Annotated in this window: 24 protein-coding genes; 18 read left to right on the top strand and 6 right to left on the bottom strand. The window is 72.8% G+C overall.

Annotated elements, in window-relative coordinates; translation table 11 throughout:
• Positions 1-55 precede the first annotated feature (55 nt).
• On the top strand, positions 56-1789 hold the full coding sequence (locus RGQ06_RS16005; RefSeq protein WP_432429471.1) for a hypothetical protein: 1734 nt from the start codon (positions 56-58) through the stop codon (positions 1787-1789).
• Here RGQ06_RS16005 and RGQ06_RS16010 read toward each other — a convergent pair.
• Positions 1786-2430, bottom strand: coding sequence for a class I SAM-dependent methyltransferase (locus tag RGQ06_RS16010; RefSeq protein WP_432429470.1), 645 nt, complete (start codon positions 2428-2430; stop codon positions 1786-1788). The two genes, RGQ06_RS16005 and RGQ06_RS16010, sit on opposite strands and share 4 nt — an antisense overlap.
• 27 nt (positions 2431-2457) lie before the next feature.
• Between RGQ06_RS16010 and def the strand changes: the two genes are divergently transcribed.
• Genes def through RGQ06_RS16030 form a run of 4 tightly spaced genes read left to right on the top strand, consistent with a single transcriptional unit; the run spans position 2458 to position 5502 of the window.
• Positions 2458-3000, top strand: a complete 543-nt coding sequence (def, locus tag RGQ06_RS16015; RefSeq protein WP_432429469.1) for a peptide deformylase — start codon at positions 2458-2460, stop codon at positions 2998-3000.
• 17 nt (positions 3001-3017) lie between these two features.
• Positions 3018-3866 (top strand): methionyl-tRNA formyltransferase, encoded by an 849-nt coding sequence (locus RGQ06_RS16020; RefSeq protein ID WP_432429468.1) that lies wholly within the window; start codon positions 3018-3020, stop codon positions 3864-3866.
• Entirely contained in the window at positions 3863-5026 is a 1164-nt protein-coding gene (locus tag RGQ06_RS16025; RefSeq protein WP_432429467.1) for a transcription antitermination factor NusB, read from the top strand. The genes RGQ06_RS16020 and RGQ06_RS16025 overlap by 4 nt, the downstream gene beginning before the upstream one ends.
• Before the next feature lie 11 nt (positions 5027-5037).
• Positions 5038-5502: a MogA/MoaB family molybdenum cofactor biosynthesis protein gene (locus RGQ06_RS16030; protein ID WP_432429466.1), complete on the top strand. Its 465-nt coding sequence runs from the start codon at positions 5038-5040 to the stop codon at positions 5500-5502.
• 18 nt (positions 5503-5520) lie between these two features.
• On the opposite strand, the gene RGQ06_RS16035 is transcribed toward RGQ06_RS16030, so the two are convergent.
• A complete protein-coding gene (locus RGQ06_RS16035; protein WP_432429465.1) occupies positions 5521-6381 on the bottom strand; it encodes a response regulator in 861 nt (286 codons plus the stop codon).
• 119 nt (positions 6382-6500) lie between these two features.
• Between RGQ06_RS16035 and ribD the strand changes: the two genes are divergently transcribed.
• Both ribD and RGQ06_RS16045 read left to right on the top strand, forming a co-directional pair.
• Positions 6501-7514: a bifunctional diaminohydroxyphosphoribosylaminopyrimidine deaminase/5-amino-6-(5-phosphoribosylamino)uracil reductase RibD gene (ribD, locus tag RGQ06_RS16040; RefSeq protein WP_432429464.1), complete on the top strand. Its 1014-nt coding sequence runs from the start codon at positions 6501-6503 to the stop codon at positions 7512-7514.
• Entirely contained in the window at positions 7514-8104 is a 591-nt protein-coding gene (locus RGQ06_RS16045; protein ID WP_432429463.1) for a riboflavin synthase, read from the top strand. Before ribD ends, RGQ06_RS16045 begins: the two co-directional genes overlap by 1 nt.
• Before the next feature lies 1 nt (position 8105).
• Here RGQ06_RS16045 and RGQ06_RS16050 read toward each other — a convergent pair whose 3' ends face one another.
• A complete protein-coding gene (locus RGQ06_RS16050) occupies positions 8106-8603 on the bottom strand; it encodes a hypothetical protein (protein ID WP_432429462.1) in 498 nt (165 codons plus the stop codon).
• Positions 8604-8686: 83 nt separating this feature from the next.
• Between RGQ06_RS16050 and RGQ06_RS16055 the strand changes: the two genes are divergently transcribed.
• The 4 genes from RGQ06_RS16055 to RGQ06_RS16070 all read left to right on the top strand — a co-directional run bounded on the left by RGQ06_RS16055 (position 8687) and on the right by RGQ06_RS16070 (position 11647).
• A complete protein-coding gene (locus RGQ06_RS16055; RefSeq protein ID WP_432429461.1) occupies positions 8687-9907 on the top strand; it encodes a bifunctional 3,4-dihydroxy-2-butanone-4-phosphate synthase/GTP cyclohydrolase II in 1221 nt (406 codons plus the stop codon).
• A gap of 106 nt (positions 9908-10013) precedes the next feature.
• On the top strand, positions 10014-10496 hold the full coding sequence (gene ribH, locus RGQ06_RS16060; protein WP_432429460.1) for a 6,7-dimethyl-8-ribityllumazine synthase: 483 nt from the start codon (positions 10014-10016) through the stop codon (positions 10494-10496).
• Positions 10497-10544: 48 nt separating this feature from the next.
• Positions 10545-11420, top strand: coding sequence for an ATP phosphoribosyltransferase (hisG, locus tag RGQ06_RS16065; protein ID WP_432429459.1), 876 nt, complete (start codon positions 10545-10547; stop codon positions 11418-11420).
• Between the two features lie 2 nt (positions 11421-11422).
• Positions 11423-11647, top strand: coding sequence for a hypothetical protein (locus RGQ06_RS16070; protein ID WP_432429458.1), 225 nt, complete (start codon positions 11423-11425; stop codon positions 11645-11647).
• A 6-nt stretch (positions 11648-11653) separates the two neighbouring features.
• Here RGQ06_RS16070 and RGQ06_RS16075 read toward each other — a convergent pair whose 3' ends face one another.
• On the bottom strand, positions 11654-13357 hold the full coding sequence (locus tag RGQ06_RS16075; protein WP_432429457.1) for a putative bifunctional diguanylate cyclase/phosphodiesterase: 1704 nt from the start codon (positions 13355-13357) through the stop codon (positions 11654-11656).
• Positions 13358-13395: 38 nt separating this feature from the next.
• Positions 13396-13830 carry a hypothetical protein gene (locus RGQ06_RS16080; RefSeq protein ID WP_432429456.1) on the bottom strand — a complete coding sequence of 145 codons (435 nt, stop codon included), beginning with the start codon at positions 13828-13830 and terminating at the stop codon, positions 13396-13398.
• Between the two features lie 360 nt (positions 13831-14190).
• On the opposite strand from RGQ06_RS16080, the gene infC reads away from it, so the two are divergent.
• The 5 genes from infC to RGQ06_RS16105 are packed head-to-tail and all read left to right on the top strand — an operon-like array spanning position 14191 to position 17264.
• Positions 14191-14793, top strand: coding sequence for a translation initiation factor IF-3 (infC, locus tag RGQ06_RS16085; protein WP_432430727.1), 603 nt, complete (start codon positions 14191-14193; stop codon positions 14791-14793).
• Positions 14794-14848: 55 nt separating this feature from the next.
• A complete protein-coding gene (gene rpmI, locus RGQ06_RS16090; RefSeq protein ID WP_432429455.1) occupies positions 14849-15043 on the top strand; it encodes a 50S ribosomal protein L35 in 195 nt (64 codons plus the stop codon).
• A gap of 38 nt (positions 15044-15081) precedes the next feature.
• Entirely contained in the window at positions 15082-15462 is a 381-nt protein-coding gene (gene rplT, locus RGQ06_RS16095; RefSeq protein ID WP_432429454.1) for a 50S ribosomal protein L20, read from the top strand.
• Positions 15463-15471: 9 nt separating this feature from the next.
• Positions 15472-16260 carry a TrmH family RNA methyltransferase gene (locus RGQ06_RS16100; protein WP_432429453.1) on the top strand — a complete coding sequence of 263 codons (789 nt, stop codon included), beginning with the start codon at positions 15472-15474 and terminating at the stop codon, positions 16258-16260.
• Positions 16257-17264, top strand: coding sequence for a sensor histidine kinase (locus RGQ06_RS16105; protein WP_432429452.1), 1008 nt, complete (start codon positions 16257-16259; stop codon positions 17262-17264). The genes RGQ06_RS16100 and RGQ06_RS16105 overlap by 4 nt, the downstream gene beginning before the upstream one ends.
• Positions 17265-17392: 128 nt before the next feature.
• Here the strand turns inward: RGQ06_RS16105 and RGQ06_RS16110 are convergent, their stop codons facing one another.
• The gene (locus RGQ06_RS16110; RefSeq protein WP_432429451.1) at positions 17393-18805 is read right to left on the bottom strand and encodes an HNH endonuclease signature motif containing protein; all 1413 of its coding nucleotides are present in this window, start codon (positions 18803-18805) and stop codon (positions 17393-17395) included.
• A 91-nt stretch (positions 18806-18896) separates the two neighbouring features.
• On the opposite strand from RGQ06_RS16110, the gene pheS reads away from it, so the two are divergent.
• Together pheS and pheT are read left to right on the top strand one after the other, a co-directional pair.
• Positions 18897-19901 carry a phenylalanine--tRNA ligase subunit alpha gene (gene pheS / locus RGQ06_RS16115; RefSeq protein WP_432429450.1) on the top strand — a complete coding sequence of 335 codons (1005 nt, stop codon included), beginning with the start codon at positions 18897-18899 and terminating at the stop codon, positions 19899-19901.
• 8 nt (positions 19902-19909) lie between these two features.
• Positions 19910-22285 carry a phenylalanine--tRNA ligase subunit beta gene (pheT, locus tag RGQ06_RS16120; RefSeq protein ID WP_432429449.1) on the top strand — a complete coding sequence of 792 codons (2376 nt, stop codon included), beginning with the start codon at positions 19910-19912 and terminating at the stop codon, positions 22283-22285.
• Positions 22286-22310: the final 25 nt, after the last annotated feature.

The raw sequence follows: 22310 nt of genomic DNA on the forward strand, positions 1-22310 counted from the left end.
CGGCGACGAGCCGGAGCCACCGACCGAACCGGACCCCGCCCCGGCGGGGACGGTCGTGCGCGTCCTGCCCGACCAGACCGGCATCGCCAAGACCTTCGACTACGTGGTGCCCGAGGCGTGGGTGGGTCGGGTGGGGGTCGGCTCCCGGGTGCGGATCGCGCTCGGCCCCCGCCGGGTGGGCGCCTGGGTGACCGAGGTCGACGTCGACCCGCCCGCCGGCGTGACCCTGAAGCCGCTGGCCAAGCTGTCCGGCCACGGGCCGAGCGCGGAGCTGATCGAGCTGGCCCGGTGGGCGCAGTGGCGGTGGGCGGCCAAGACGCCGGTGCCGTTCCTGCGCACCGCGTCCCCCGAGCGCAACGTCGACGGCCTCCCGGCCCGGCCGGCCCGCACCCACCCCGCCGCTGCGGTGGCCGACCCCGTCGTCGGCCCGCTCCTGGCCGACGCGCTGTCGGGCGGCCCGACCGTGCTGCGGCTCCCGCCCACCGCCGACCTGGCCGCCGTCGCCCAGGGCGCCGCGTCGCTCGGCGACGCGCTGGTGATCTGCCCGTCGCACCGGATGGCCCGGCACCTGGCCGTGCGGCTGCGCCGGGCCGGCGTGCCCGTCGCCCTCCACCCGGACGAGTGGGCCCGGGCGGCGGCCGGCGGCTGCACCGTGATCGGGACCCGGGCCGCAGCGTGGGCCCCCGTGCCGGACCTGGCGGCCGTCGTCGTCCTCGACGAGCACGACGAGGTGCACCAGGAGGAGCGGTCGCCGACCTGGCACGCCCGCGACGTCGTCGTCGAGCGCGCCCGGCGCCGGGGGGTGCCCTGCGTGCTCACCTCACCGATGCCCACCCTCGAGGCGCTGCGGTTCGCCCGCCTCGTCCGCGCCGACCGGGCCACCGAGCGCGCCGGCTGGCCCGCGACGGTGGTGGCGGACCGCACCGAGGAGCCTCCGGGCCGCAACGCCCTGTTCTCCCCCCAGCTCGTCGACGTCGTCCGCAGCGGCGCCCGGGTGCTCTGCGTGCTCAACCAGAAGGGACGGGCCGCACTGCTCGGCTGCGCCGGGTGCGGCGAGATCGTGCGCTGCGACGCCTGCCACGCCGCGGTCGCCAAGCCCGGTGACGAGCTCGTCTGCCGGCGCTGCGGGACGACCCGACCCGTGATCTGCGCGACGTGCGGCAGCATCGACCTCAAGGTCATCCGCATGGGCGTCAACCGGGTGGTCGAGGACCTGGAGGCCCTGAGCGGCGAGCGGGTCGTGGCCGTCACCGCGGAGACCCCGGCCGCCGAGGTCGACAGCGCCCGCCTCTACGTCGGCACCGAGGCCGTGCTCCACCAGGTCGGCCGGGCCGACGTCGTCGCGTTCCTCGATCTGGACCAGGAGCTGTTCGCGCCCCGGTACCGGGCGGCCGAGCAGGCCCTCGGCCTGGTCGCGCGAGCCGCCCGGATCGTCGGCGGTCGAGGGGAGGGCGGGCGCGTGCTGCTCCAGACCCGGGCACCCGAGCACGAGGTGTGCCGGGCCGCGCTGCTCGGCGATCCGGAGCGGGTCGCCGTGGTCGAGGACGAGCGCCGGGAGATGCTGGGGTTCCCTCCGCACATCGCGCTGGCCGAGGTCGGCGACCAGGCGGGGGAGGCGTTCGTGGCGGCGCTCGTCGAGTCGGCCCCGCCGGAGGTGCAGGTGCAGGGTCCCGTCGACGGGGCGTGGCGGGTCAAGGCCCCCGACCACCAGGTGCTGTGCGACTCGCTCGCCGCCGTGCACCGGCCGTCGGGGCGGCTGCGCCTGTCCGTCGACCCCCTGCGGGTCTAGGCCCGCTGCGACCGGAGCAGGCGATAGCCGCGCTTGGAGGCCAGGCGCTCGGTGGGGAACCCCTGCTCGCCCAGCCAGCGCTGCATGGAGTCGGCGCCCAGGTTCCGTCCCATCACCAGGACGGCCTCGCCGTCCGGGGTGAGCCGCTCGAGCCAGCGGAGCAGCAGGTCGTGCAGCGCGTCCTTGCCGATGCGGATCGGCGGGTTCGACCAGATCAGGTCGTAGCGCAGCGCCGGGTCGACCTCGTCCGGGGCGCGGACGTCCACGTTGGTGCAGCCGAGCGCCTCCGCGTTGCGGGTGCACAGCTCCCGGCTGCGCTCGTTGACGTCGACGGCGACGATGCGGGCGTCGGGCCGCTCCCGGGCCAGGACCAGGGCGATGGGGCCGTAGCCGCAGCCGAGGTCGAGGAACGTGCCGGTGGGCGGCGGCGCCGGCGCGGCATCGAGCAGGAACGCGGTGCCGGGGTCGAGCCGGCGGGGGCTGAACGTGGCCGAGTCGGTGGCCAGCTCGAAGCGGTCGCCGTGCAGGTCCACGACGATGTGGCCCGGCCGACGGCGCGCGGTCGGCGCCTCGGCGAAGTAGTGGCCCTCGGCACCCCCCGTGGTGGGCTCGGTCGACGGCTGGTCCGGTGGGGCACCCACGGCGGCGACGGTAGCCTCGGCCCCGTCATGAGCGCGCCCTACAACATCCGAGTCGTCGGCGATCCGGTGCTGCGCGCCTCCGCCGCCGAGATCACCGACATCGACGGCAAGCTGGTCAAGCTGGCCCACGACATGCTCGACACCATGTACGAGGCCCCCGGCCTCGGCCTGGCCGCCCCCCAGATCGGGGTGGGCAAGCGCCTCTTCGTCTACGACCTCGACCCCGAGGCCCGGGCCGACCCGCACGTGCTGGTCAACCCCCGCATCGTCGAGTCCGACGGCGAGTGGACCTACGAGGAGGGTTGCCTGTCGATCCCGGGGCTGTCCTTCGAGATCGTGCGACCCAAGGTCGTGCACCTCGTCGGCGTCGACCTGGACGGCAACGAGGTCTCGATCGAGGCCGACGAGCTCACCGCCCGGCTGTTCCAGCACGAGCTGGACCACCTCGACGGCGTGCTCATGACCGAGCGCATGGACCCGGACACGAAGAAGCAGGCCCTCAAGGAGATCCGGCGCATCCGCGATGGCTTCGAGGTCGCCCCCCGGGAGACGTCGGGCTTCTTCTCCTGAGCCGAGCGACCCGCCCCGTGCGCCCCCGCTCGCTCGTCTACCTCGGCACCCCGGCCATGTCGGTGCCGCCGCTGCGCGCCCTGCACGCCGCCGGCTTCGACATCCGCCTCGTCGTCACCAACCCCGACACCCGACGCGGGCGGGGCGGCAAGACCGCGCCGAGCCCGGTGAAGGCCGCTGCGGTCGACCTCGGCATCCCGGTGTCCCACACGGTCGACGACGTGCTCGATGCCGGCGCCGACCTCGGAGTCGTCGTCGCCTTCGGCCGCATCATCCGGCCCCACGTGCTCGCCGAGCTGCCGATGGTGAACCTGCACTTCTCCCTGCTGCCCCGCTGGCGCGGCGCGGCCCCGGTCGAACGGGCGATCCTGGCCGGCGACGAGCGCACCGGCGTGGACCTGATGGTGGTGGAGGAGGGCCTCGACACCGGTGCGGTGCACGCCCGGACCGAGCTCGACATCGGCCCCGACGAGACCGCGGAGGAGCTCCGCGCCCGCCTGGTCGACGCCGGCACCGAGCTGCTCGTCTCGACGCTGCAGTCCGGGCTGGGCGAGCCGACGCCGCAGGTGGGGGAGCCGGAGTACGCCCACAAGCTCGGCCCGGACGACCTTCGCATCGACTGGCACGCACCCGCCGAGCGGATCCACCGCCAGGTGCGGGTCGGCGGCGCCTGGACCACGCTGGCAGGGGAGCGGTTCAAGGTCTGGCGCACCTCCCTGCAACCGGGCGGCGACGGCGTGGTCCACCCGACCGGCACCGCGCCGATCGAGCTGCTCGAGGTCCAGCCCGCCGGCAAGGCCCGGATGGCGGCGTCGGCGTGGGCCAACGGCGCCCGCTGGTCCGACGGCGACCGGCTCGGCACATGAGCGCGCCCCGCCCGCCCCGGTCCACCCGGAAGTCAAAGCCCACCCGGAAGTCGAAGCCGAAGCCCCCGGTCGACGCCGCCGGCGTGGCCGTGCGCCGCGCCGCGCTCGACGTCCTCGGCCGCATCGAGGAGGAGGGGGCCTACGCCAACCTGGCGACCAACGCCGTCCTCGGGCGCAGCGACCTGGCCGATCGCGACCGGCACTTCGTCACCGAGCTGGTCTTCGGCACCACCCGCATGCGCCGGGCGTGCGAGCACCTCGTGACGCAGCACCGCACCGGTGGGATGTCGCCCCGGGTGGCCGCCGCGCTGCGCCTCGGCGCCTACCAGCTCGCGTTCGGCGGGGTCGCCCCCCACGCCGCGGTGAGCACCACGGTCGGGGCGGCACCGAAGCCGGCTCGCGGCCTCGTGAACGCCGTCCTGCGCCGGATCGCCGACGACGTGGCGGCCGGCGTCGAGTGGCCCGACCTGGCCACCGAGCTGTCGTACCCCGACTGGATCGTCACCGCCCTCACCGAGCGCCTGGGCGCCGATGCCGCGACGTCGGTGCTGCGGACGATGAACCACGCCGCCACCACCCACGTGCGCGACGACGGCTACGTGCAGGACGCCGCCTCCCAGCGGGTCGTCGCCTCGGTGGGGGCCGGCCCGGGCGAGCTCGTCCTCGACGCCTGCGCCGCCCCGGGCGGCAAGGCCACCGGCCTGGCCGCCACCGGTGCCTCCGTGGTCGCCGCCGACCCGTCCCCGGCGCGGGCCCGGCTCGTGGTGGGCAACCGGGACCGGCTCGGTCTCGACCTACCCGTGGTCGTCGCCGATGCCGCCGCGTCCCCCTACCGATCGGGCGCGTTCGACCGGGTGCTGGTCGACGCACCCTGCTCCGGGCTCGGCGTGCTCCGACGACGCCCCGACGCCCGCTGGCGCATCGACGCGGACGCCCCGGCCCGGTTGGCCGAGCTCCAGGTCCGCCTCCTGCGCGAGGCCGCTCGCGTCGTGGCTCCCGGGGGCTCGCTCGTCTACAGCGTGTGCACGCTCACCGAGGCCGAGAACCAGGGCGTCGTCGATGCCGTCGACCTCGCCGGCTTCGAGCTCGAGGGCACCGAGACCATGGTCCCCGACGACGATGCCGATGGCATGTACGTGGCCCGATGGCGCCGTCCCTAGGCTCCCACGCCGTGGAGCACGCCAAGATCCTGACCGTCTCCGATGGCGTCGTGGCGGGCACCCGAGAGGACCGCTCCGGCCAAGCCGTCGAGGACCACCTCCGCGCCAACGGCTTCGAGATCGACGACCGCCTCGTCGTCGCCGACGGCATCGAGTCGGTGGCCCGCGCCCTGCGCGCCCTGGCCGACGGCTGGGCTGGTCTGCTCGTGACCACCGGCGGCACCGGCTTCGGGCCCCGGGACCTGACCCCCGAGGGCACGCGGGCCGTGCTCGACCGCGAGGCCCCCGGGCTGGCCGAGGCCATGCGCCTGGTCAGCCCGCTCGGCCGGCTCAGCCGCCAGACCGCGGGCACCATCGACGCCGCCCTGGTCCTGAACCTGCCGGGGTCCACCAACGGGTGCATCGAGTGCCTCGACGCCGTCCTCGACGTCGTGCCCCACGCCCTCGAGCTCCTCCGCGGCGACCGCCCCCACTGACCGTTCCGGCTGAACGGCCTAGATCATCCGCAGCGGATCGCCGGTCGTGGGCTCGTCGAAGAGCACGGCCTCCACGGCGTGGTCGAGCATCGTCCCGGCCGGCATGCCCTTGCGCACGTGGCCGTAGACGCCGACGGGCGTGCCGCGGTCCACCTCCCGGGCCCACACCTCCCGGATCCGGCAGAACACCGCCTCGGGTGCCTCCGGGTGCGACGCGACCGCCAGCAGCAGCGGGACCCCATCGGGGGACAGGCTCACCCGGTCCTGGTCCCGGCGCACCGACGCCGCGCACCGGGCGAGGGCGAGCCGGTGATCGGTGCGCAGCACGTGGTCCCAGCTGCCGGCGTCCGAGGCCGTCGGGATGAGGTCGAGGGCCAGCACGGCGTCGCCGCTGAGCAGGCCCTCGGCCGCCTTGCGGAACGATGACCACGGCTCCAACCCGCTGAGGCTGAGGGCTTCCGGCGGGTCGAGCGCCGGTATCGGCCGGGCCACCGGCCGGCGGAGGTCGTGGCGGAGGGAGCCGCCGTGGGCGAGGTCGCCGAGGACCACCTCGAGGGCCGGGAAGTCCGGCTTCTCCACCACGGCGGTGGCGCCGGCGGCGAGCAGGCCGTCGAGATCCCCGACGTGGGACGAGAACACCACCACCTTGGTCTCCGGACGCTCGGCGACCAGGTGGCGGAGCAGGTCCTCGCCCCGGCCGTCGCGGAGGGCGAGGTCGAGCACGACGACGTCGGCGTGGACCCGGTCGATGACCTCCAGCGCCTCGGACGGGCTCTCCGCCTCGGCACACACCTCGTAGCCGATGGGGCCGATGACCCTCGTCAGCACGCAGCGCAGCAACGGGTCGTCATCGCACACGACCGCAGATCTCGGCGCCATCGTCTCCCCTCGCGCTCGCACCGTGCCCGCCGGACCCGGACGGACTCCGGACAGTCTGGCGAGATCGGCGAAGTCGGCGGGGGATGGGGCGGGCTCGGAGGCGCTTGTACGCTCGGCCGGTGGCTGACGCGACCGACGAGGGCTGGATGCGGGCGGCGATCGCCGCGGCAGCCGATGTCCGGGCCACCGCCCACCCGAACCCGTGGGTGGGCTGCACGATCGTGGCCGGCGGCGAGCTGGTCGCCACCGGTGCGACCCGCCCACCGGGCCAGGCCCACGCCGAGGTCGCGGCCCTGGAGGCCGCAGGGGAGCGGGCCAGGGGCGCCACCGCCTACGTCACCCTCGAGCCGTGCAGCCACACGGGCCGCACCGCGCCGTGCGCCGACGCCCTCGTCGACGCCGGGGTCGCCCGCGTCGTCGTCGCCGTGCTCGATCCCGACCCGCGGGTGCGCGGCGCCGGTGCCGAGCGGCTCCGCCAGGCGGGGATCACCGTCGACGTGGGGTGCGCCGCCGACCTCGTCGAGCGCCAGCTCGCCCCGTACCTGCACCAGCGCCGCACCGGCCGGCCCTACGTCGTGCTGAAGCTGGCTGCCACCCTGGACGGGCGCACCGCGGCGCCGGACCGCACCAGCCAGTGGATCACCGGGCCGGTGGCCCGCGCCGACGCCCACCGGCTCCGGGCCGAGAGCGACAGCATCGTGGTCGGGGCCGGAACCGTGCGCGACGACGATCCCACGCTCACGGCCCGCGATGCGGACGGCCCCGACCCCGAGCGCATCGTCCTCGGCCGCGCCCCTGACGGCGCGCGGGTGCGGCCCTGCACCGAGTGGGACGGTCCGGTCGAGGCGCTGCTCGACGACCTCGGCCAGCGGGGCCACGTCCAGGTCCTGTTCGAGGGCGGTGCGACCGTCGCCGGCGAGCTGCACCGGGCCGGCCTCGTCGACCGCTACGTGGTCTACCTGGCGCCGGCGCTGCTCGGAGGCGACGACGCACCCGGCTTGTTCCGCGGTCCCGGTGCCGCCACCATCGCGGATGCCTGGCGCGGTCGGATCGAGTCCGTGACGTCGCTCGGCGACGACCTGCGGATCGACCTCCTGCCGCACCCCCGATCAACCACCGAAGGGACCCCGTGATGTTCACCGGCATCGTGGAGGAGCTGGGCGAGATCCGCTCCTTCGAAGGCGCGACGTTGCGCATCGGCGCCGACACCGTGCTCGAGGACGCCTCCATCGGCGACTCCATCGCGGTGAACGGCTGCTGCCTCACCGTCACCGCCATGGGGACCGACGACCGGGGCGGCTGGTGGGAGGCCGACGTGTCCCACGAGACGCTGCGCCGGACCAACCTCGGCGACTCGGCGCCGGGCACCGTGGTGAACCTGGAGCGCCCCGTGCGTGCTCAGGACCGCCTCGGCGGCCACATCGTCCAGGGCCACGTCGACGCGGTCGGCGAGATCGTGGAGGCCGTTCCGGACCTCCGCGTGCGAGTGCCGATCGACCTGCTGCGGTACCTGGTCGTGAAGGGCTCGGTCACCGTCGACGGCGTGAGCCTCACGGTGGTCGACGTCCTCGAGGACGGCTTCACCGTCGCCGTCATCCCCCACACCGCCGAGGTCACCACCCTCGGACGCAAGGGACCGGGCGACGCCGTCAACCTCGAGGTCGACGTCACGGTCAAGTACGTCGAGCGCCTGCTGGAGTGGCACCGCGACGTCGGCGGCTGATTCAGGACCTGCCCGCCTCCGGCGGGCGCTGCTCGTGGTGGCGCCGGCCCGCGGTCCGCCGGTCCTCCTTCATCTCGGACTCGAACACGTGGGGCCGGCCGCCCACCAGCTCGCCCTCGAGATGCTGCAGGCCGTCCCGGAACGTGGCGTAGTAGGTCGAGTCGAACTCCTCGACGATCTGGAAGGTCCACCGACCCTCGAGCACGTTGCGACCGACCAGGTGCTCCTCCACGTCGTCGGCGAGGCCGCCCTGCCCGCACGCCCGCAGCAGCTCGGCCGCTTCACCGGCCAGCAGGTCGGCGTGGCCCATCATCTGGTGGAAGTCGTACAGGCGGCCACGGGCCCGCTCCACCCACTCCATCGCCTCGCCCAGCTTGCCGACGGCCTCGACGGTGGCGTCGTCGACCCCCTCGGGGCGCCGGTCGGCGGCCAGCCAGGACGGTTCGGGGTCGGTCGGGTTCCAGCGGGCGGGCTCGCCCGTCTCGTCGGGTGCGCTCATGCCCGGACCTCTACCCGGTCGGCCCCGTTGGGTGCCCGCCGCAGGGCCACGGGTACGCTCGCCTCACCCCCGGAAGGAGAGCAATGCCCTTCGCACCCATCGAAGACGCCGTCGCAGCCATCGGCCGTGGCGAGATCGTGGTCGTCGTGGACGACGAGGACCGCGAGAACGAGGGCGACCTCATCATGGCGGCCGAGTACGCCACGCCCGAGGCCATCGCCTTCTTCCTCCACCACACGTCCGGCTACATCTGCGCCCCGGTCACCGAGCAGCGGGCCCACGAGCTCGAGCTCGACCTGATGGTGCGGGAGAACACCGAGTCGATGCGCACCGCGTTCACGGTGTCCGTCGACGTCCGCCAGGGCACCACCACCGGCATCTCGGCCCACGACCGCGCCGCCACCATCAAGGCCCTGGTCGACCCGAGCACCCGCCCGCTCGACCTGGCCCGTCCCGGCCACATCAACCCGCTGATCGCCCGCGAGGGCGGCGTGCTGAAGCGGGCCGGGCACACCGAGGCCGCCGTGGACCTCGCCCGCATGGCCGGCCTGTCCCCGGTCGGCGTGCTGTGCGAGATCGTCGACGAGAACAAGATGGACATGGCGCGGGTCCCGGAGCTGGAGCGCTTCGCCGAGAAGCACGGCCTGCTGCTCATCTCGATCGCCGACATGATCCGCTACCGGCGCAAGACCGAGAAGCTGGTCAAGCGCGTGGCCGAGGCCCGCATCCCCACGGAGTGGGGCGACTTCACCTGCTACGTCTACGAGTCCACCCTGGACGGCGAGGAGCACGTGGCCCTGGTGCGCGGCAACGTCGCCGGGGAGCAGGACGTGCTCGTCCGCGTGCACAGCGAGTGCCTCACCGGCGATGCGTTCGGGTCCCTGCGCTGCGACTGCGGCCCCCAGCTGCACAAGGCCATGGCCCAGATCGCCGCCGAGGACCAGGGCGTGGTCGTGTACCTGCGCGGCCACGAGGGCCGGGGCATCGGCATCGGGCACAAGATCCGCGCCTACTCCCTCCAGGAGCAGGGCCAGGACACCGTGGACGCCAACACCTCCCTCGGCCTGCCGATCGACTCCCGCGAGTACGGCATCGGCGCCCAGATGCTGGTCGACCTCGGTGTCACGACGATGCGGATCCTCACCAACAACCCGTCCAAGCGAGGCGGGCTCGAGGGCTTCGGGCTCACCATCACCGAGCGGGTCCCGATCGAGTCGGTGCCGAACCCGGAGAACATCAAGTACCTCCGGACCAAGCGCGAGCGCATGGGGCACCTGTTGGAAGGCTTGGATGACGTCTTGTGAGTCGTGCCCCATCCGACGCGGGTCGGCGTCGGGAGCGCCAGCGAGCAGCCGACAGCGTTCCGAGCGACGAACGGCCCCCCGGGGCCGGAGCGCGAGGTAGCGGATAATGGCGAGCGGTGACGACCGGGCCCAGGTGCCCGAGGACCTCGACGGCATCGGCCTGCGCATCGGCCTGGTCCGGTCGCGGTGGAACGCGGAGATCGTCGAACGGCTCTGCGCCGGCGTCGAGCGCGGCCTGCTCCACCTCGGCATCCCCTTCGACGACATCGTGATCGAGACGGTGCCCGGCTCCTTCGAGATCCCCATGGCCTGCCGGATCCTGGCCCGCTCCGGCGAGGTCGACGCCATCGTCACCATCGGCGCGGTCATCCGCGGCGAGACCACCCACTACGAGCTCGTCTCGGAGGGTGCCGCCAACGGCGTGCAGCAGGTGCAGCTCGAGACCGGCGTCCCCATCGCGTTCGGACTGGTCACGGTGGAGAACACCGAGCAGGCCCTGGCCCGCTCCGAGGGCCCCGGCGGCCACAACGTGGGCGAGGAAGCCGCGCTCGTGGCCGTGGAGATGGCCCGCCTCGCCCAGCGCCACTGAACCGAACGGATTCGGCCGGCCCGCAGGCCCGCCCGTACCGTGGCCGGCGTGCTGAAGCTGGTGCTGCCCAAGGGATCGCTCGAGAAGGCCACGATGGAGCTGTTCGCTGACGCGGACCTCCAGGTGAACCGATCGAGCAGCGTCGACTACAAGGCGACGGTCGACGACCCACGCATCGACGAGGTCCGGATCCTGCGCCCGCAGGAGATCCCGAGCTACCTGTCCGAGGGGCTCTTCGACCTGGGCATCGCCGGCCGGGACTGGGTCGAGGAGACCAGCGCCGACGTCGTCAGCCTCGGCCAGCTGCAGTACTCGAAGGCCACCTCGAACCCGGTGCGCATCGTGGTCGCCGTGCCCCAGGACTCGCCGGTCCAGTCCGTCGCCGACCTCCCCCAGGGTGTGCGGGTGTCCAGCGAGTACCCCCGCCTCACGGAGCGCTTCTTCGCCGACAAGGGCATCGAGGCCGACATCCGCCTGTCCTACGGCGCCACGGAGGCCAAGGTCCCCGACATCGTCGACTGCGTGGTCGACATCACCGAGACCGGCCGGGCCCTGCGCGCCGCCGGCCTCAAGATCGTCGACACGATCCTCACCAGCTACACCGAGCTGCTCGCCAACCCGGCCAGCGCCGCCGACCCGGAGAAGGCCCACGCCATGGCCCAGCTCCTCACGCTGCTGAACGGGTCCCTCGAAGCCCGGGGCAAGGTGCTGGTGAAGCTCAACGTCGGCGGCGCCGACCTGGACAAGGTCATCGAGATCATCCCGTCGATGAAGGCCCCGACGGTGAACGAGCTGTACGGCGGCGGTGGCTACGCGGTCGAGACCGTCGTGCCGAAGAACCAGATCAACCGGTTGATCCCGGCCCTGGTCGATGCCGGCGCCAGCGACATCCTCGAGCTCCCCCTGTCGAAGATCGTCCACTGACCATGCCCGTCAGCACGATGGGTACCAAGACCGGGACGGTCACGGCGTTCGACGAGGACCGCGGCCTGGGCGAGATCACGACCGACGGCGGCGAGGTCCACCACTTCCACTGCACCGGCATCGCTGACGGCAGCCGCACCATCGAGGTGGGCACGCCCGTGCGCTTCGGCATCATCCCCGGCCGCCTCGGCCGCTGGGAGGCCTGGAGCATCGCGAAGGCGTCCTAGCCGACGTCAGCCGGTGGAGCTGTTCAGCCAGTCGTCGCCGGCGTCGAGCAGCGCCTCGTACTGCTCGAAGGGGATCGGCCGGGCGAAGTGGAAGCCCTGGGCGACGTCGCAGTCCAGCTCCCGCAGCTCGATCACGTGGTGGGCGGTCTCGACCCCCTCGGCGAGGGTGGTCATGCGCAACGCCCGTCCCATGTGGATCACCGCCTGGACGATGGCGGAGTCCTCGGGGTCGTGGCCGAGGCCGCTGACGAAGCTCTGGTCGACCTTCAAGATGTCGACCGGGAAGCGACGCAGGTACGACAGCGACGAGTAGCCGGTCCCGAAGTCGTCGATGGCGAGGTGCACCCCGAGGGCCTTGAGCTGGCCGAGGCGGGAGATGGTCTCCTCGGCGTCGTCGAGCAGGACGCTCTCGGTGATCTCCAGGCACACGTCGGCCGGCCGGGCGCCGGTGTCGGCGAGCACGGTCGCCACCTTGTCGGCGAAGTCGGGGGCGACGAACTGCTTGGCGGAGATGTTGACGGCGATGACGAGCGCATCGCGGTCGGGGTGGCGGTGGCGCAGCGCCGCGCACTGCGTGAAGGCCTCGCGCATGACCCAGTCACCGATCTCGATGATCAGGTTGCTGGTCTCGGCGATCGGGATGAACTCGTTCGGTGCGACCAGACCCCACTGGGGGTGGCGCCACCGCAGGAGGACCTCTGCGCCGACGATCTCGTTGGTTCGCAGCAGCACCTCGGGCTGGTAGTGCAGCACCAGCTCGCCGCGCCCGGCCGCGCCCCACAGCTCGTCCTCGAGCTCGGCCCGGCGCATGGCGCGGGCCCGCAGCTCCTCGTCGAAGAGCCTGATGCTGCCCCCGCCGGTGTTCTTGGCCAGCTGGGCGGCGGCGTCGGCGTGGCGGATGAGCTCGTCGGTGGTCATCGAGCCGGGCACGCCGAGCGCGACGCCGCACGACGCCGTCAGCATGACCACGTGATCGCCGACCGTGAAGGGGTCACGGAAGCAGCGAGCGACCTCCTCGGCGACGGCGAGGGCGTCCGCCTCGTCGTCCACGCGCTCGCAGAGCACGACGAAGTCCTCGTCGCCCCAGCGGTGCACGCTCTGATCGGTGGCGAGGTGCTCGGGGAACCGGGAGGCGATGGCCTTGAGCAGGACGTCGCCCGCGCTCTGCTCGAACCGGTTGATCTTCTCCTTGAACCGGTCGGGCGTCACGAAAAGCACCGCGACCGGGGTCGGGTCGCCGCTGACCCGGCGCAGCAGGAGATCGAGCCGGTCGAGGAAGAGCGAGCGGTGCGACAGGCCGGTGAGCGGGTCGTAGAAGGCCCGCTGGCGCAGGCTGCGGATGACGTCGCGATCGGTGGTCGTGTCCTTGGCCACCCAGCCGAACCCGGGCTCGCCGTCGTCCAGGGTCAGCGGGCAGATCGTGGAGCGGGTGGGGAACTCCCCGGTGATGGGCGAGGCCATCGACATCGAACCGGTCCAGGTGTCTCCGGCCCGGACGGCGGACACGACGTTGGCGAAGCGGTCCCGGTCGGCGCTGCCCGGCAGGTCCTCGAGGCGGAGGTCGAGGGACGCGTCCGGGTCGAGGCGCAGGAGGCGTCGGCCGGTGCGGTTGAGGAACAGGCAGCGGCCCTCGGCGTCGAACACGGCCACGAGGTCGTTGAGGTGGTCGGCGAGCGTCGCGTGCACGGCCCGGGTCTCCACGTCGGCCACGTTCACCTCCCCCTCGCTCGCACCAGCGTGTCGCCAACCTATCCGTCGGTACGTTCCGTGGTCGGCTCCTGCCCCTCGCCGCCGCGGTCGGCGATCTGGACGAAGGCCATCTGCAGCTGGGGGAGGGTCTGGCGCAGCTGGGTGCCCACCTCGCCGAGGCGCCCCTCGAGGCCGTCGACGAGCGCGACGAGCGCGTCGATGGCCAGGCGGGCGTCGCCGAGGCGTGGTTCGGGCTGGGACAGGTGGATGACGGCCAGCTCGTAGAGCCCCATGGCGTGCTGGGCGACGATCTCCTCCGCCGGCGCCTCGAGCAGGAAGCGCTGCAGCTCGGCGGCCTGGGCGGCCAGCTCCTCCTCCGACGGCGGCCCTCCCGAGCCCGGTCGGGGCGCGGTCGCCTCCGAGGGAGGTGGCTCCGATCCGCCTCTGGAGCGGTCGACGGGGACCTCGCCTCCTGGTGTCCACAGCGATGACACGGGCATCTCCTTCCTCGCCACCGGGGTGGCGTGCGCGGGGCACGTCAGAGCGTTGATCCTGGCGCACTTGCCACGTCGGCGCCACGACCCGGTACATTGGTGCCACAACTGATCGAGCAAGCGGGGCCCGCCCCCCACCCGACCACCGCTGGTGCGCTCGGGTCGTGGAACACCTCGCCGTCACCCCCGGGTGTCGGCGACTCGGTGTGGCGGACGTCTTCGGACGTCCGTTTCCGCGTGTGGGGGCAACGCCCTCCCGGCAGGTACCGCTTCCTCGTGATTCCGAACGAAGTTCCGAACCACAGGAGGAACGGACAACTTGTCGAGGAGTGATCGGCGATAGCTGCTGACGAGCCCCGCATCAACGACCGCATCCGCGCCCGCGAGGTCCGCCTCGTGGGTGCTGACGGTGAGCAGATCGGGATCAAGCCACTGCCCGAGGCATTGGCCATCGCCCGCCAGCAAGACCTCGACCTGGTCGAGGTGGCGGACAAGGCCAACCCACCCGTGTGTCGGATCATGGACTACGGGAAGTACAAGTACGAGGCTGCGCAACGGGCGAAGGAATCTCGTCGCAAGAGCTCGAGTGCTTCCATCAAGGAGATGAAGTACCGACCCAAGATCGGGCCGGGTGACTTCGACACCAAGACCAGGAAGGTCATCCACTTCCTGGAGGAGGGTCACAAGGTCAAGATCACGCTGATGTTCCGAGGTCGAGAGATGACCCACCCGGAGCTCGGCCGCAAGATCCTCGATCGAGTGGTCGAAGCCACCTCCCAGGTGGGCCGGGTGGAGACCACCGCCCGCCAGGAGGGTCGTCAGATGACCATGGTCCTCGGACCGGACAAGAAGGCCCAGGCCGCAGCGAAGGCCGCAGCCAAGGAAGCCGAAGCCGAGGCAGCCGCCGAAGCCGAGGCAGCCGCCGAAGCCGAGGCCGACGCCCCCAACGAGACGTCCGACTGAACGCCGGGCGCACCGCCGCCCCGTTACCACGCACGTCGAAGACGAAGGAAGAGCCATGCCCAAGATGAAGACCCACCGCACGTCGGCCAAGCGCTTCAAGATCACCGGGAGCGGCAAGGTGAGCCGACGCCAGGCCAACCGCCACCACGGCAACGAGCGCATGAGCGAGAAGCGCCTCCGCCGCCTCAAGGGTGACGAGCTCGTCAGCAAGGCCGACGAGAAGCGCGTCAAGCGGATGCTCGGCATCTGAGAAGCACCCAGCCGAACATCCACTGAGAGGAGTCAGACATGGCACGTGTCAAGCGCGGCGTCCACAGCAAGAAGCGTCGCAAGCAGGTACTGGGTCGGGCGAAGGGCTACTACGGCGACAAGAGCCGCACCTTCCGCTCGGCCAACGAGCAGGTCATGCACTCGGGGAACTACGCGTTCCGCGACCGTCGAGCCCGCAAGGGGGAGATGCGCAAGCTCTGGATCCAGCGCATCAACGCCGCCTGCCGCACCCACGGCACCACCTACTCGCGCTTCGTCGCCGGTCTGCGTGAGGCCGGGGTCGAGGTCGACCGCAAGCAGCTGGCCGACCTGGCCGTCCGCGACGATGCCGCCTTCGCGTCCCTCGTCGGCGTGGCTGACCAGGCCCTCGGCGCCGCCCAGTCCGAGGGCGCAGCGTAAGCGTCGTCCATGACGGACCTGCTCGGCCCCCGGTCGAGCGCACTGCAGCACCTACGGCGCCTCTCGGGGCGCCGTAGGGCGCGTCTGGACGCCGGCCAGTTCGTCATCGACGGCCCGACCCTCGTGGTCGAGGCCATCGAGGCCGGGGTCGACGTGGCCGAGGTCTACGCCGAGCCCGGTGCCCCGGCCGACGCGATCGCGGCCGCTCGGGCCGCCGGTGTCCCGGTGCGCGACGTCGAGGCCGGTGCGCTGGCCAAGGTGACCTCACCGGTCACGCCCCAACCGCTGGCTGCGCTGGCCGCCCTCCCGGCACCACCGCAGCGTTCGGTCCTGCGCGGCTTGGTGCTGGTGCTGGTCGGCGTGGCCGACCCCGGCAACGCCGGCACGCTGCTGCGCGTCGCCGAGGCCACTGGGGCCTCGGCGGTAGTGTCCTGCGCCGATGCGGTGGACCTGTGGAACCCCAAGTGCGTCCGGGCATCGGCCGGCGCGCTGTTCCGGGTACCCGTCCTCGCCGTCGGCGACGCCACCGAGGCCCTCAGCCGGCTGCGTGGCGCCGGCATGACGGTGCTGGCCACCACGCTCGACGATGCCGTGGGCCTCGACGACGTCGACCTCAGCGGTGATGTTGCCGTGCTCCTCGGCAACGAGGCCCACGGGCTGCCCGGCACCGTCGTCGACGCGGCGGACGTGGCGGTGCGGATCCCCATGGCCGGCCGGGTCGAATCCCTGAACGTGGCCATGACCGGCACCGTCGTCGCCTTCGAGGCGGCGCGCCAGCGCCGGGCGGCAGCGCCGTGAGCGACCTCGCCGGGTGGGACGTGCTGCCCGACGCCGTCCTGGCCGTGGCGCCCGACGGCACGCTGGCCGCGGGCAACGCGGCAGCGACCGAGCTGCTCGGCTCCCTCGACGACCGGATCGGGCGGCCGGCCACCGAGGCCCTGGTCGTGCGGGATCCGGTCGGTGATCCGATCGACGCCGGGGCCTGGCCCGCGCCGGGCAAGGAGGTGGAGCTCCTGATGGCTCGGGCCGACGGCAGCGACGTCGCCGTCACCGTCACCGCCCGTGCGGTCGGCGGCGGCACCGTGCTCGCCGCTCGACCGGTGGGCGACCGCTCCGGCATCGCCATCGTCTCCACCGTCTCCCACGAGCTGCGGTCCCCGCTCACGTCGGTCAAGGGCTACGTGTCGCTGCTGCTCAACCGGTGGGACCGGATCGAGGACGACAAGAAGCGCGAGATGCTCAGCCAGGTCCACGACGACGCCGACCGGGTCACGCGCCTGGTCACCGAGCTGCTCGACATCAGCCGTCTCGAGACCGGCCGTCTCGTGCTGCGTCGCCAGCTGGTCGACGTCGCCGACCTGGCGACGACGGTCGTGGACAAGGTCCGCATGGCCCACCCGGGTCTCGAGTGCGAGGTGCGGGTGGCCGACGACGTGCCCCAGGTCTACGCCGACCCCGACAAGCTCGAGCAGGTGCTCACCAACCTGGTCGAGAACGCGGCCAAGTACGGCAGCCTCGAGGGCATGGCCGTCTCCGCCGACGTGGACGGCCCCCACGTGCGGGTGTCGGTGGCCGACACGGGGGAGGGCATCCCCGCCGACGACCTGCCCCGGGTCTTCACCAAGTTCTTCCGCCGCGACCACGGCCGGCCCACCGGCACCGGCCTCGGCCTGTGGATCAGCCGGGGCCTGGTCGAGGCCCACGGCGGCGAGCTCACCGCCACCTCGGAACCGGGCCAGGGCGCCACCTTCACCTTCACGCTCCCCACCGACGCCTTCGAACGCGCTCACGGCGAGGCCTGAGCGCGCTCAACGCCGGCACGGCGGCGCGCCGGGGACCCGACCGGGGGATGGGTCGGGTCACCGGGGCTGGGGCCGGGATGGGCGTGGGCCGGAACGGCGGGCGGGACGTGGGCAGGGGTGCGCCGGCGTCACGGCGGATCGCCGCGCGAGCTGACGAGCGGGGTCGGCCGTCCGGTCCATCGGGTGCCGTGGGCGTCGATGGCGATCCACCGACCGTCTTCGACCAGCAGGCGCCAACCGTGGTGGTGGAGCAGGCGGTGGTGGAACCGGCAGAGCATGGCGCCGTTGCCGGTGCGGGTCGGTCCGCCCCGGCCGCGGTGGTGCAGGTGGTGGATGTCGCAGTGCCGTGGTGGTCGGCCGCATCCGGGGAAGACGCAACCGCCGTCGCGGGCGGCGATGGCGCGCCGCTGCTTGCGGGACCACTGCTCCGCCGCGTCGTTGGCATCGAGGAGCGTGCCCTTCCCGTCGAAGAGCACCGCGGTCAGCGCGGCGTCGCACAGGAGCTGATCGGCGGCGGCGCGGGTGAGGTTCCACCCGTCGCCCCGCAGCACGAGGTCCTCGAGGTCGTCGACATGTCGCAGGTCGGCGAGCGTGCGCAGGTCGATGTGGACGTTGACGCAGATCCCCGAGCGGGACCGGGTGCGCCGGCGGGCTCGGCGGCGCCGGTGGGCCTCGGCCTTGCGGAGCCGCCGGCGCAGGCGGACCAGCGGGTCGAGCTCGTCCGTCGATGCGAGGTGCTCGTCGAGGTCATCGGTCGGGCAGAAGCCGTCGAAGGTGTCCGCCGCTTCCACGTCCTCCCACTCGTCTTCGTCGTGGTCGTCGTCTTCGGCGTCGGCGGAGCCCCAACGGGTGCTGTCCGGGTCGAGGCCGGCCCGGCAGATGTCGTCGAGGGCGTCGGCGCGCCGCTCGCCGAGCGAGCGCTGGTAGGGAGCGTCCTTCGGATCGGGGTCGTCGGTCCAGGCGTCGAGGGCGGTAGCGACGTTGAGGAAGGCGTTGGGGGAGAGGTCGCCGTGGATCTCGCCGCCACCGAACAGCTTCTGGGTGAGGACCACGGAGTGGGCCGGGACGCGGCGCACCTCGCGCTCCTGGTCCACGAGGGATGCCCAGTGGCGTACGGCCCCGGCCCAGTCGGCGTCGTCGCAGCCCCGCTCGGCCAGGCGGAGGAAGGCGTCCAGGGAGTCGGCCAGCCACGGTTCCCGGTCGGGGTTCGCGGCGTGGCCCAGCGTGTGGGCCCGGGCCATCGACACCTCGCCGAACAGGACCGCCTCGGCGAGGGCGGGGTGGCGGTGGCAGAGCCCGGCGAGGCGCTCGAGCCGATGGGCTTCCTGCTCGGAACAGTGGGTGTAGGCGAGCAGCCACCGCTTCGCGGACGTGGCACCGGCAGCCCGCCACGCCGACATCGGCCACAGATCGAGCAGCGCCCGGACGAGATCCCGTTCCGCGGACTGGACACCCGCCGCCGCTGCAGCAGCGAGGTCCAACCGCTCCCGCGCCACCGACGTGACGTCGGCGTCGTGAGCGAAAGAGGCGGAACCGGTCATGTCGCCCATTCTCCTCAGAGGGTCTGACAGGAACGCGCCGCCCTGGGGGTGAAGCCCTTTGCCAGCCGCCGCCCCGGTCGGGCAGGGTTCCATGACCATGATGGATGAGCTCGCCCGCATCGCCGACGACGCCCGTGCCCGCCTCGCCGAGGCGCCCACCGTCGATGCCCTCGACGAGGTCGTGCGCACCACGCTGGGCAAGAAGGGGTCGCTGAAGGGCCTGAAGCGCGAGCTCGGCCGGCTCGACCCCGACGAGCGCAAGTCGGTCGGCCAGGCCGTCAACGACGTCATCGACGAGCTCCAGGCGGCCGCCGACGACCGCCGCCACGACCTCGAGCGGGCCGAGCGCACCGAGCGGCTGCAGGCCGACCGCCTCGACCTCACCGAGGTCATGGCCGGCTCCCGGGCCGGGCACCTCCACCTGGTCACCCAGGCGATCATGGAGCTCGAGGACGTCTTCGTCGGCTTGGGCTTCACCGTCGCGGAGGGTCCCGAGGTCGAAACCGACCACTACAACTTCGGGGCGCTCAACTTCCCGGAGGGACACCCGGCCCGGGACATGTACGACACGCTCTACGTGGACTTCGGGGAGCCGGGCCACACGCTGCTGCGCACGCACACCTCGCCGGTCCAGGTGCGGGTCATGGAGACCACCGAACCGCCGATCTACTCGGTGATGCCGGGGCGCACGTTCCGCCAGGACACGGCCGACGCCACCCACCTGCCGGTGTTCCACCAGATCGAGGGCCTGGTCATCGACCGGGGCATCACCCTCACCGACCTGGCCGGCACCATCGACCGCTTCACCAAGGCCTACTTCGGCGGGGCGTTCTCCTCCCGCCTGCGTCCGTCGTACTTCCCCTTCACCGAGCCCTCGGCCGAGTTCGACATCATCCGCCCCGACGGCTCGTTCCTGGAGCTGGGCGGCTGCGGGATGGTGCACCCCAACGTGCTGCGCAACTGCGGGATCGACCCCGAGGAGTTCTCCGGGTTCGCCTTCGGCTTCGGCATCGAGCGCCTGGCGGTCACCAAGGCCGGCGTCGACGACCTGCGCGAGCTGATCACCAACGACGTCCGCTTCCTGCGGCAGTTCTAGGAGCGACGATGAAGGTTCTCCACTCCTGGCTGCGCGACTTCGCGCCGATCGAGCTCGACGCGGTCGCGCTCGGCGACGTGATGAGCGACCTCGGCATGGCCGTCGAGGAGATGGACGTGCTCGGTGAGGGCCTCGACGGCATCGTCGTCGCCCGCGTCCTCGACCTCCGCCCCCACCCCGACGCGGACAAGATCCAGCTGGTCGACGTCGACGCCGGCGACGGCGAGGCGCTCCAGATCTGCTGCGGCGCCTTCAACATGTCGGTCGGCGACCTGGTCCCGCTGGCCACGCTCGGCACGACCATGCCCAACGGCATGGAGATCGCCCGGCGCAAGCTGCGCGGCGAGTGGTCCAACGGCATGCTCTGCAGCCCGCCCGAGGTCAACCTGCCCGGCGACCCGTCCGGCATCCTGCTGCTGCCCGAAGGCCTCGAGCCCGGCGTGCCGCTCACCGAGGCGCTTGGCATCTCCGCCGACGTGCTCTACGACCTGGAGATCAACCCGAACCGCCCGGACGCCATGTCGGTGGCGGGCGTGGCCCGCGACGTCGCCGCCCGCCTCGGTCTGCCGTTCCAGCTGCCCACCCCGACCATCGCCACGACGGGTCCGGCCACCGCCGACCTGGTCTCCGTGGAGATCCTCGCCCCCGAGCGCTGCGGTCGCTTCACCGCCCGGGTGCTGCAGGGCGTCACGGTCGGCCCGTCCGATCCGCTCATCGCCAACCGGCTCACGCTGCTCGGCATGCGGCCCATCAACAACGTGGTGGATGCCTCGAACTACCTGATGCTCGAGCTCGGCCAGCCCTCCCACCCCTACGACCTCGCCACCCTCGGCGGCGCCGGGTTCCGGGTGCGCCTCGCGAACGAGGGCGAGACCATCACCACCCTCGACGACGTCGAGCGCACGGTCACCACCGCCGACCTGCTGATCTGCGACGCGACCGACGTCCCGGTCGGCATCGCCGGGATCATGGGCGGGGCCGACTCGGAGATCTCCGACGCCACCACGGACGTGGTCGTGGAGATGGCCTGGTTCGAGCGCATGCCGCTCGCCAAGTCGAGCCGGCGGCTCGGTGTGCGCTCCGAGGCCTCCGCCCGCTTCGAACGGGGCGTCGACCCCGACGGCATCGACCTCGCCCAGGACCGCTTCGTCGAGCTCCTCGGGGGCGTCGGCGGCGGCTCGGTCGGCTCCGTGTCGCAGGGCCTGGTCGACGAGCGGGGCCAGCTGCCCGACCGCACCCCGATCGAGGTCCGACCGGCCCGTGTCAACGCCATCCTCGGCGCCGACCTGTCGCCGAAGGAGATGAAGGAGCTGCTCGACCCGATCGGGTTCACCACCGAGCTCGGTGCGGAGGGTGAGCCGATGCGAGTTGCGCTGCCGTCGTTCCGGCTCGACTCCGAGGTGGAGATCGACGTCGTCGAGGAGGTCGGCCGCATGTACGGCTACGCCCGCCTCGGCAAGACGATGCCGGTGTCGTCGCTGTCGGGCCACCTCACCCGCCGTCAGCTCGAGCGCCGCCGGCTGCGCAGCCTGCTCACAGGGCTCGGGCTCTCCGAAGCCGCACCGATGCCCTTCCTGGCCCCTGGCGACCTCGAGCGGGCCGGCCTGCCCGGCGACGGCATCACCATCACCAACCCCCTCGTGGCCGAGGAGTCCGTGCTGCGCACCTCGCTGCTGCCGGGCCTCCTGAAGGCCGTGCGCCACAACGTCGGCCACCGCAACGAGGGCATCGCCCTGTTCGAGATCGGCCACGTCTTCCGTCGTCCGATGGACCCCGACGCCGAGCTGCCCGACGAGCGCGAGACGGTCGCCGTCATCGTCGCCGGCGCCGACGCCACCGCCGCCGTGGAAGCGTGGCGGACCGTGTGCGACGGCCTGTCGGTACCCGGTGCCGACGTCGCCAACGCCGAGATGCCCGGCCTGCACGCCACCCGATCCGGGGTGGTCCGGGTCGAGGGTGAGCCGGTCGGCGCGGTCGGGGAGGTGGACCCCGAGGTGCTCGCCGCCTACGACATCCCCGGTCGGGTCGCCTGGCTCGAGGTCGACCTCGACCGCTTCCTCGCCCACCCCCACGGGGAGCCCACCTACACGCCGGTGAGCCGGTTCCCGTCATCGGACATCGACCTCGCCTTCGAGGTCGCGGAGGGCATCTCGGCCACCGACGTGGGGTCGACGATCGAACGGGCCGCAGGCGACCTGCTCGGCTGGGTCCGCCTCTTCGACACCTACCGCGGCGAGGGCGTCCGGGACGGTCACCGCTCGCTGACCTACCGGGTCCGCCTGCAGGCACGCGACCGCACCCTCACCGACGGCGAGGTCGGCGAGGTCCGCCAGGCCATCATCGACGCGGTCCAGGCCGGCTTCCCGGCGCACCTGCGCGGGTAGCGCAGGCAACAGGCTGCGGGGCGAG

Source organism: Salinilacustrithrix flava (assembly GCF_041228405.1).
Lineage (GTDB): Bacteria > Actinomycetota > Acidimicrobiia > Acidimicrobiales > Salinilacustritrichaceae > Salinilacustrithrix > Salinilacustrithrix flava.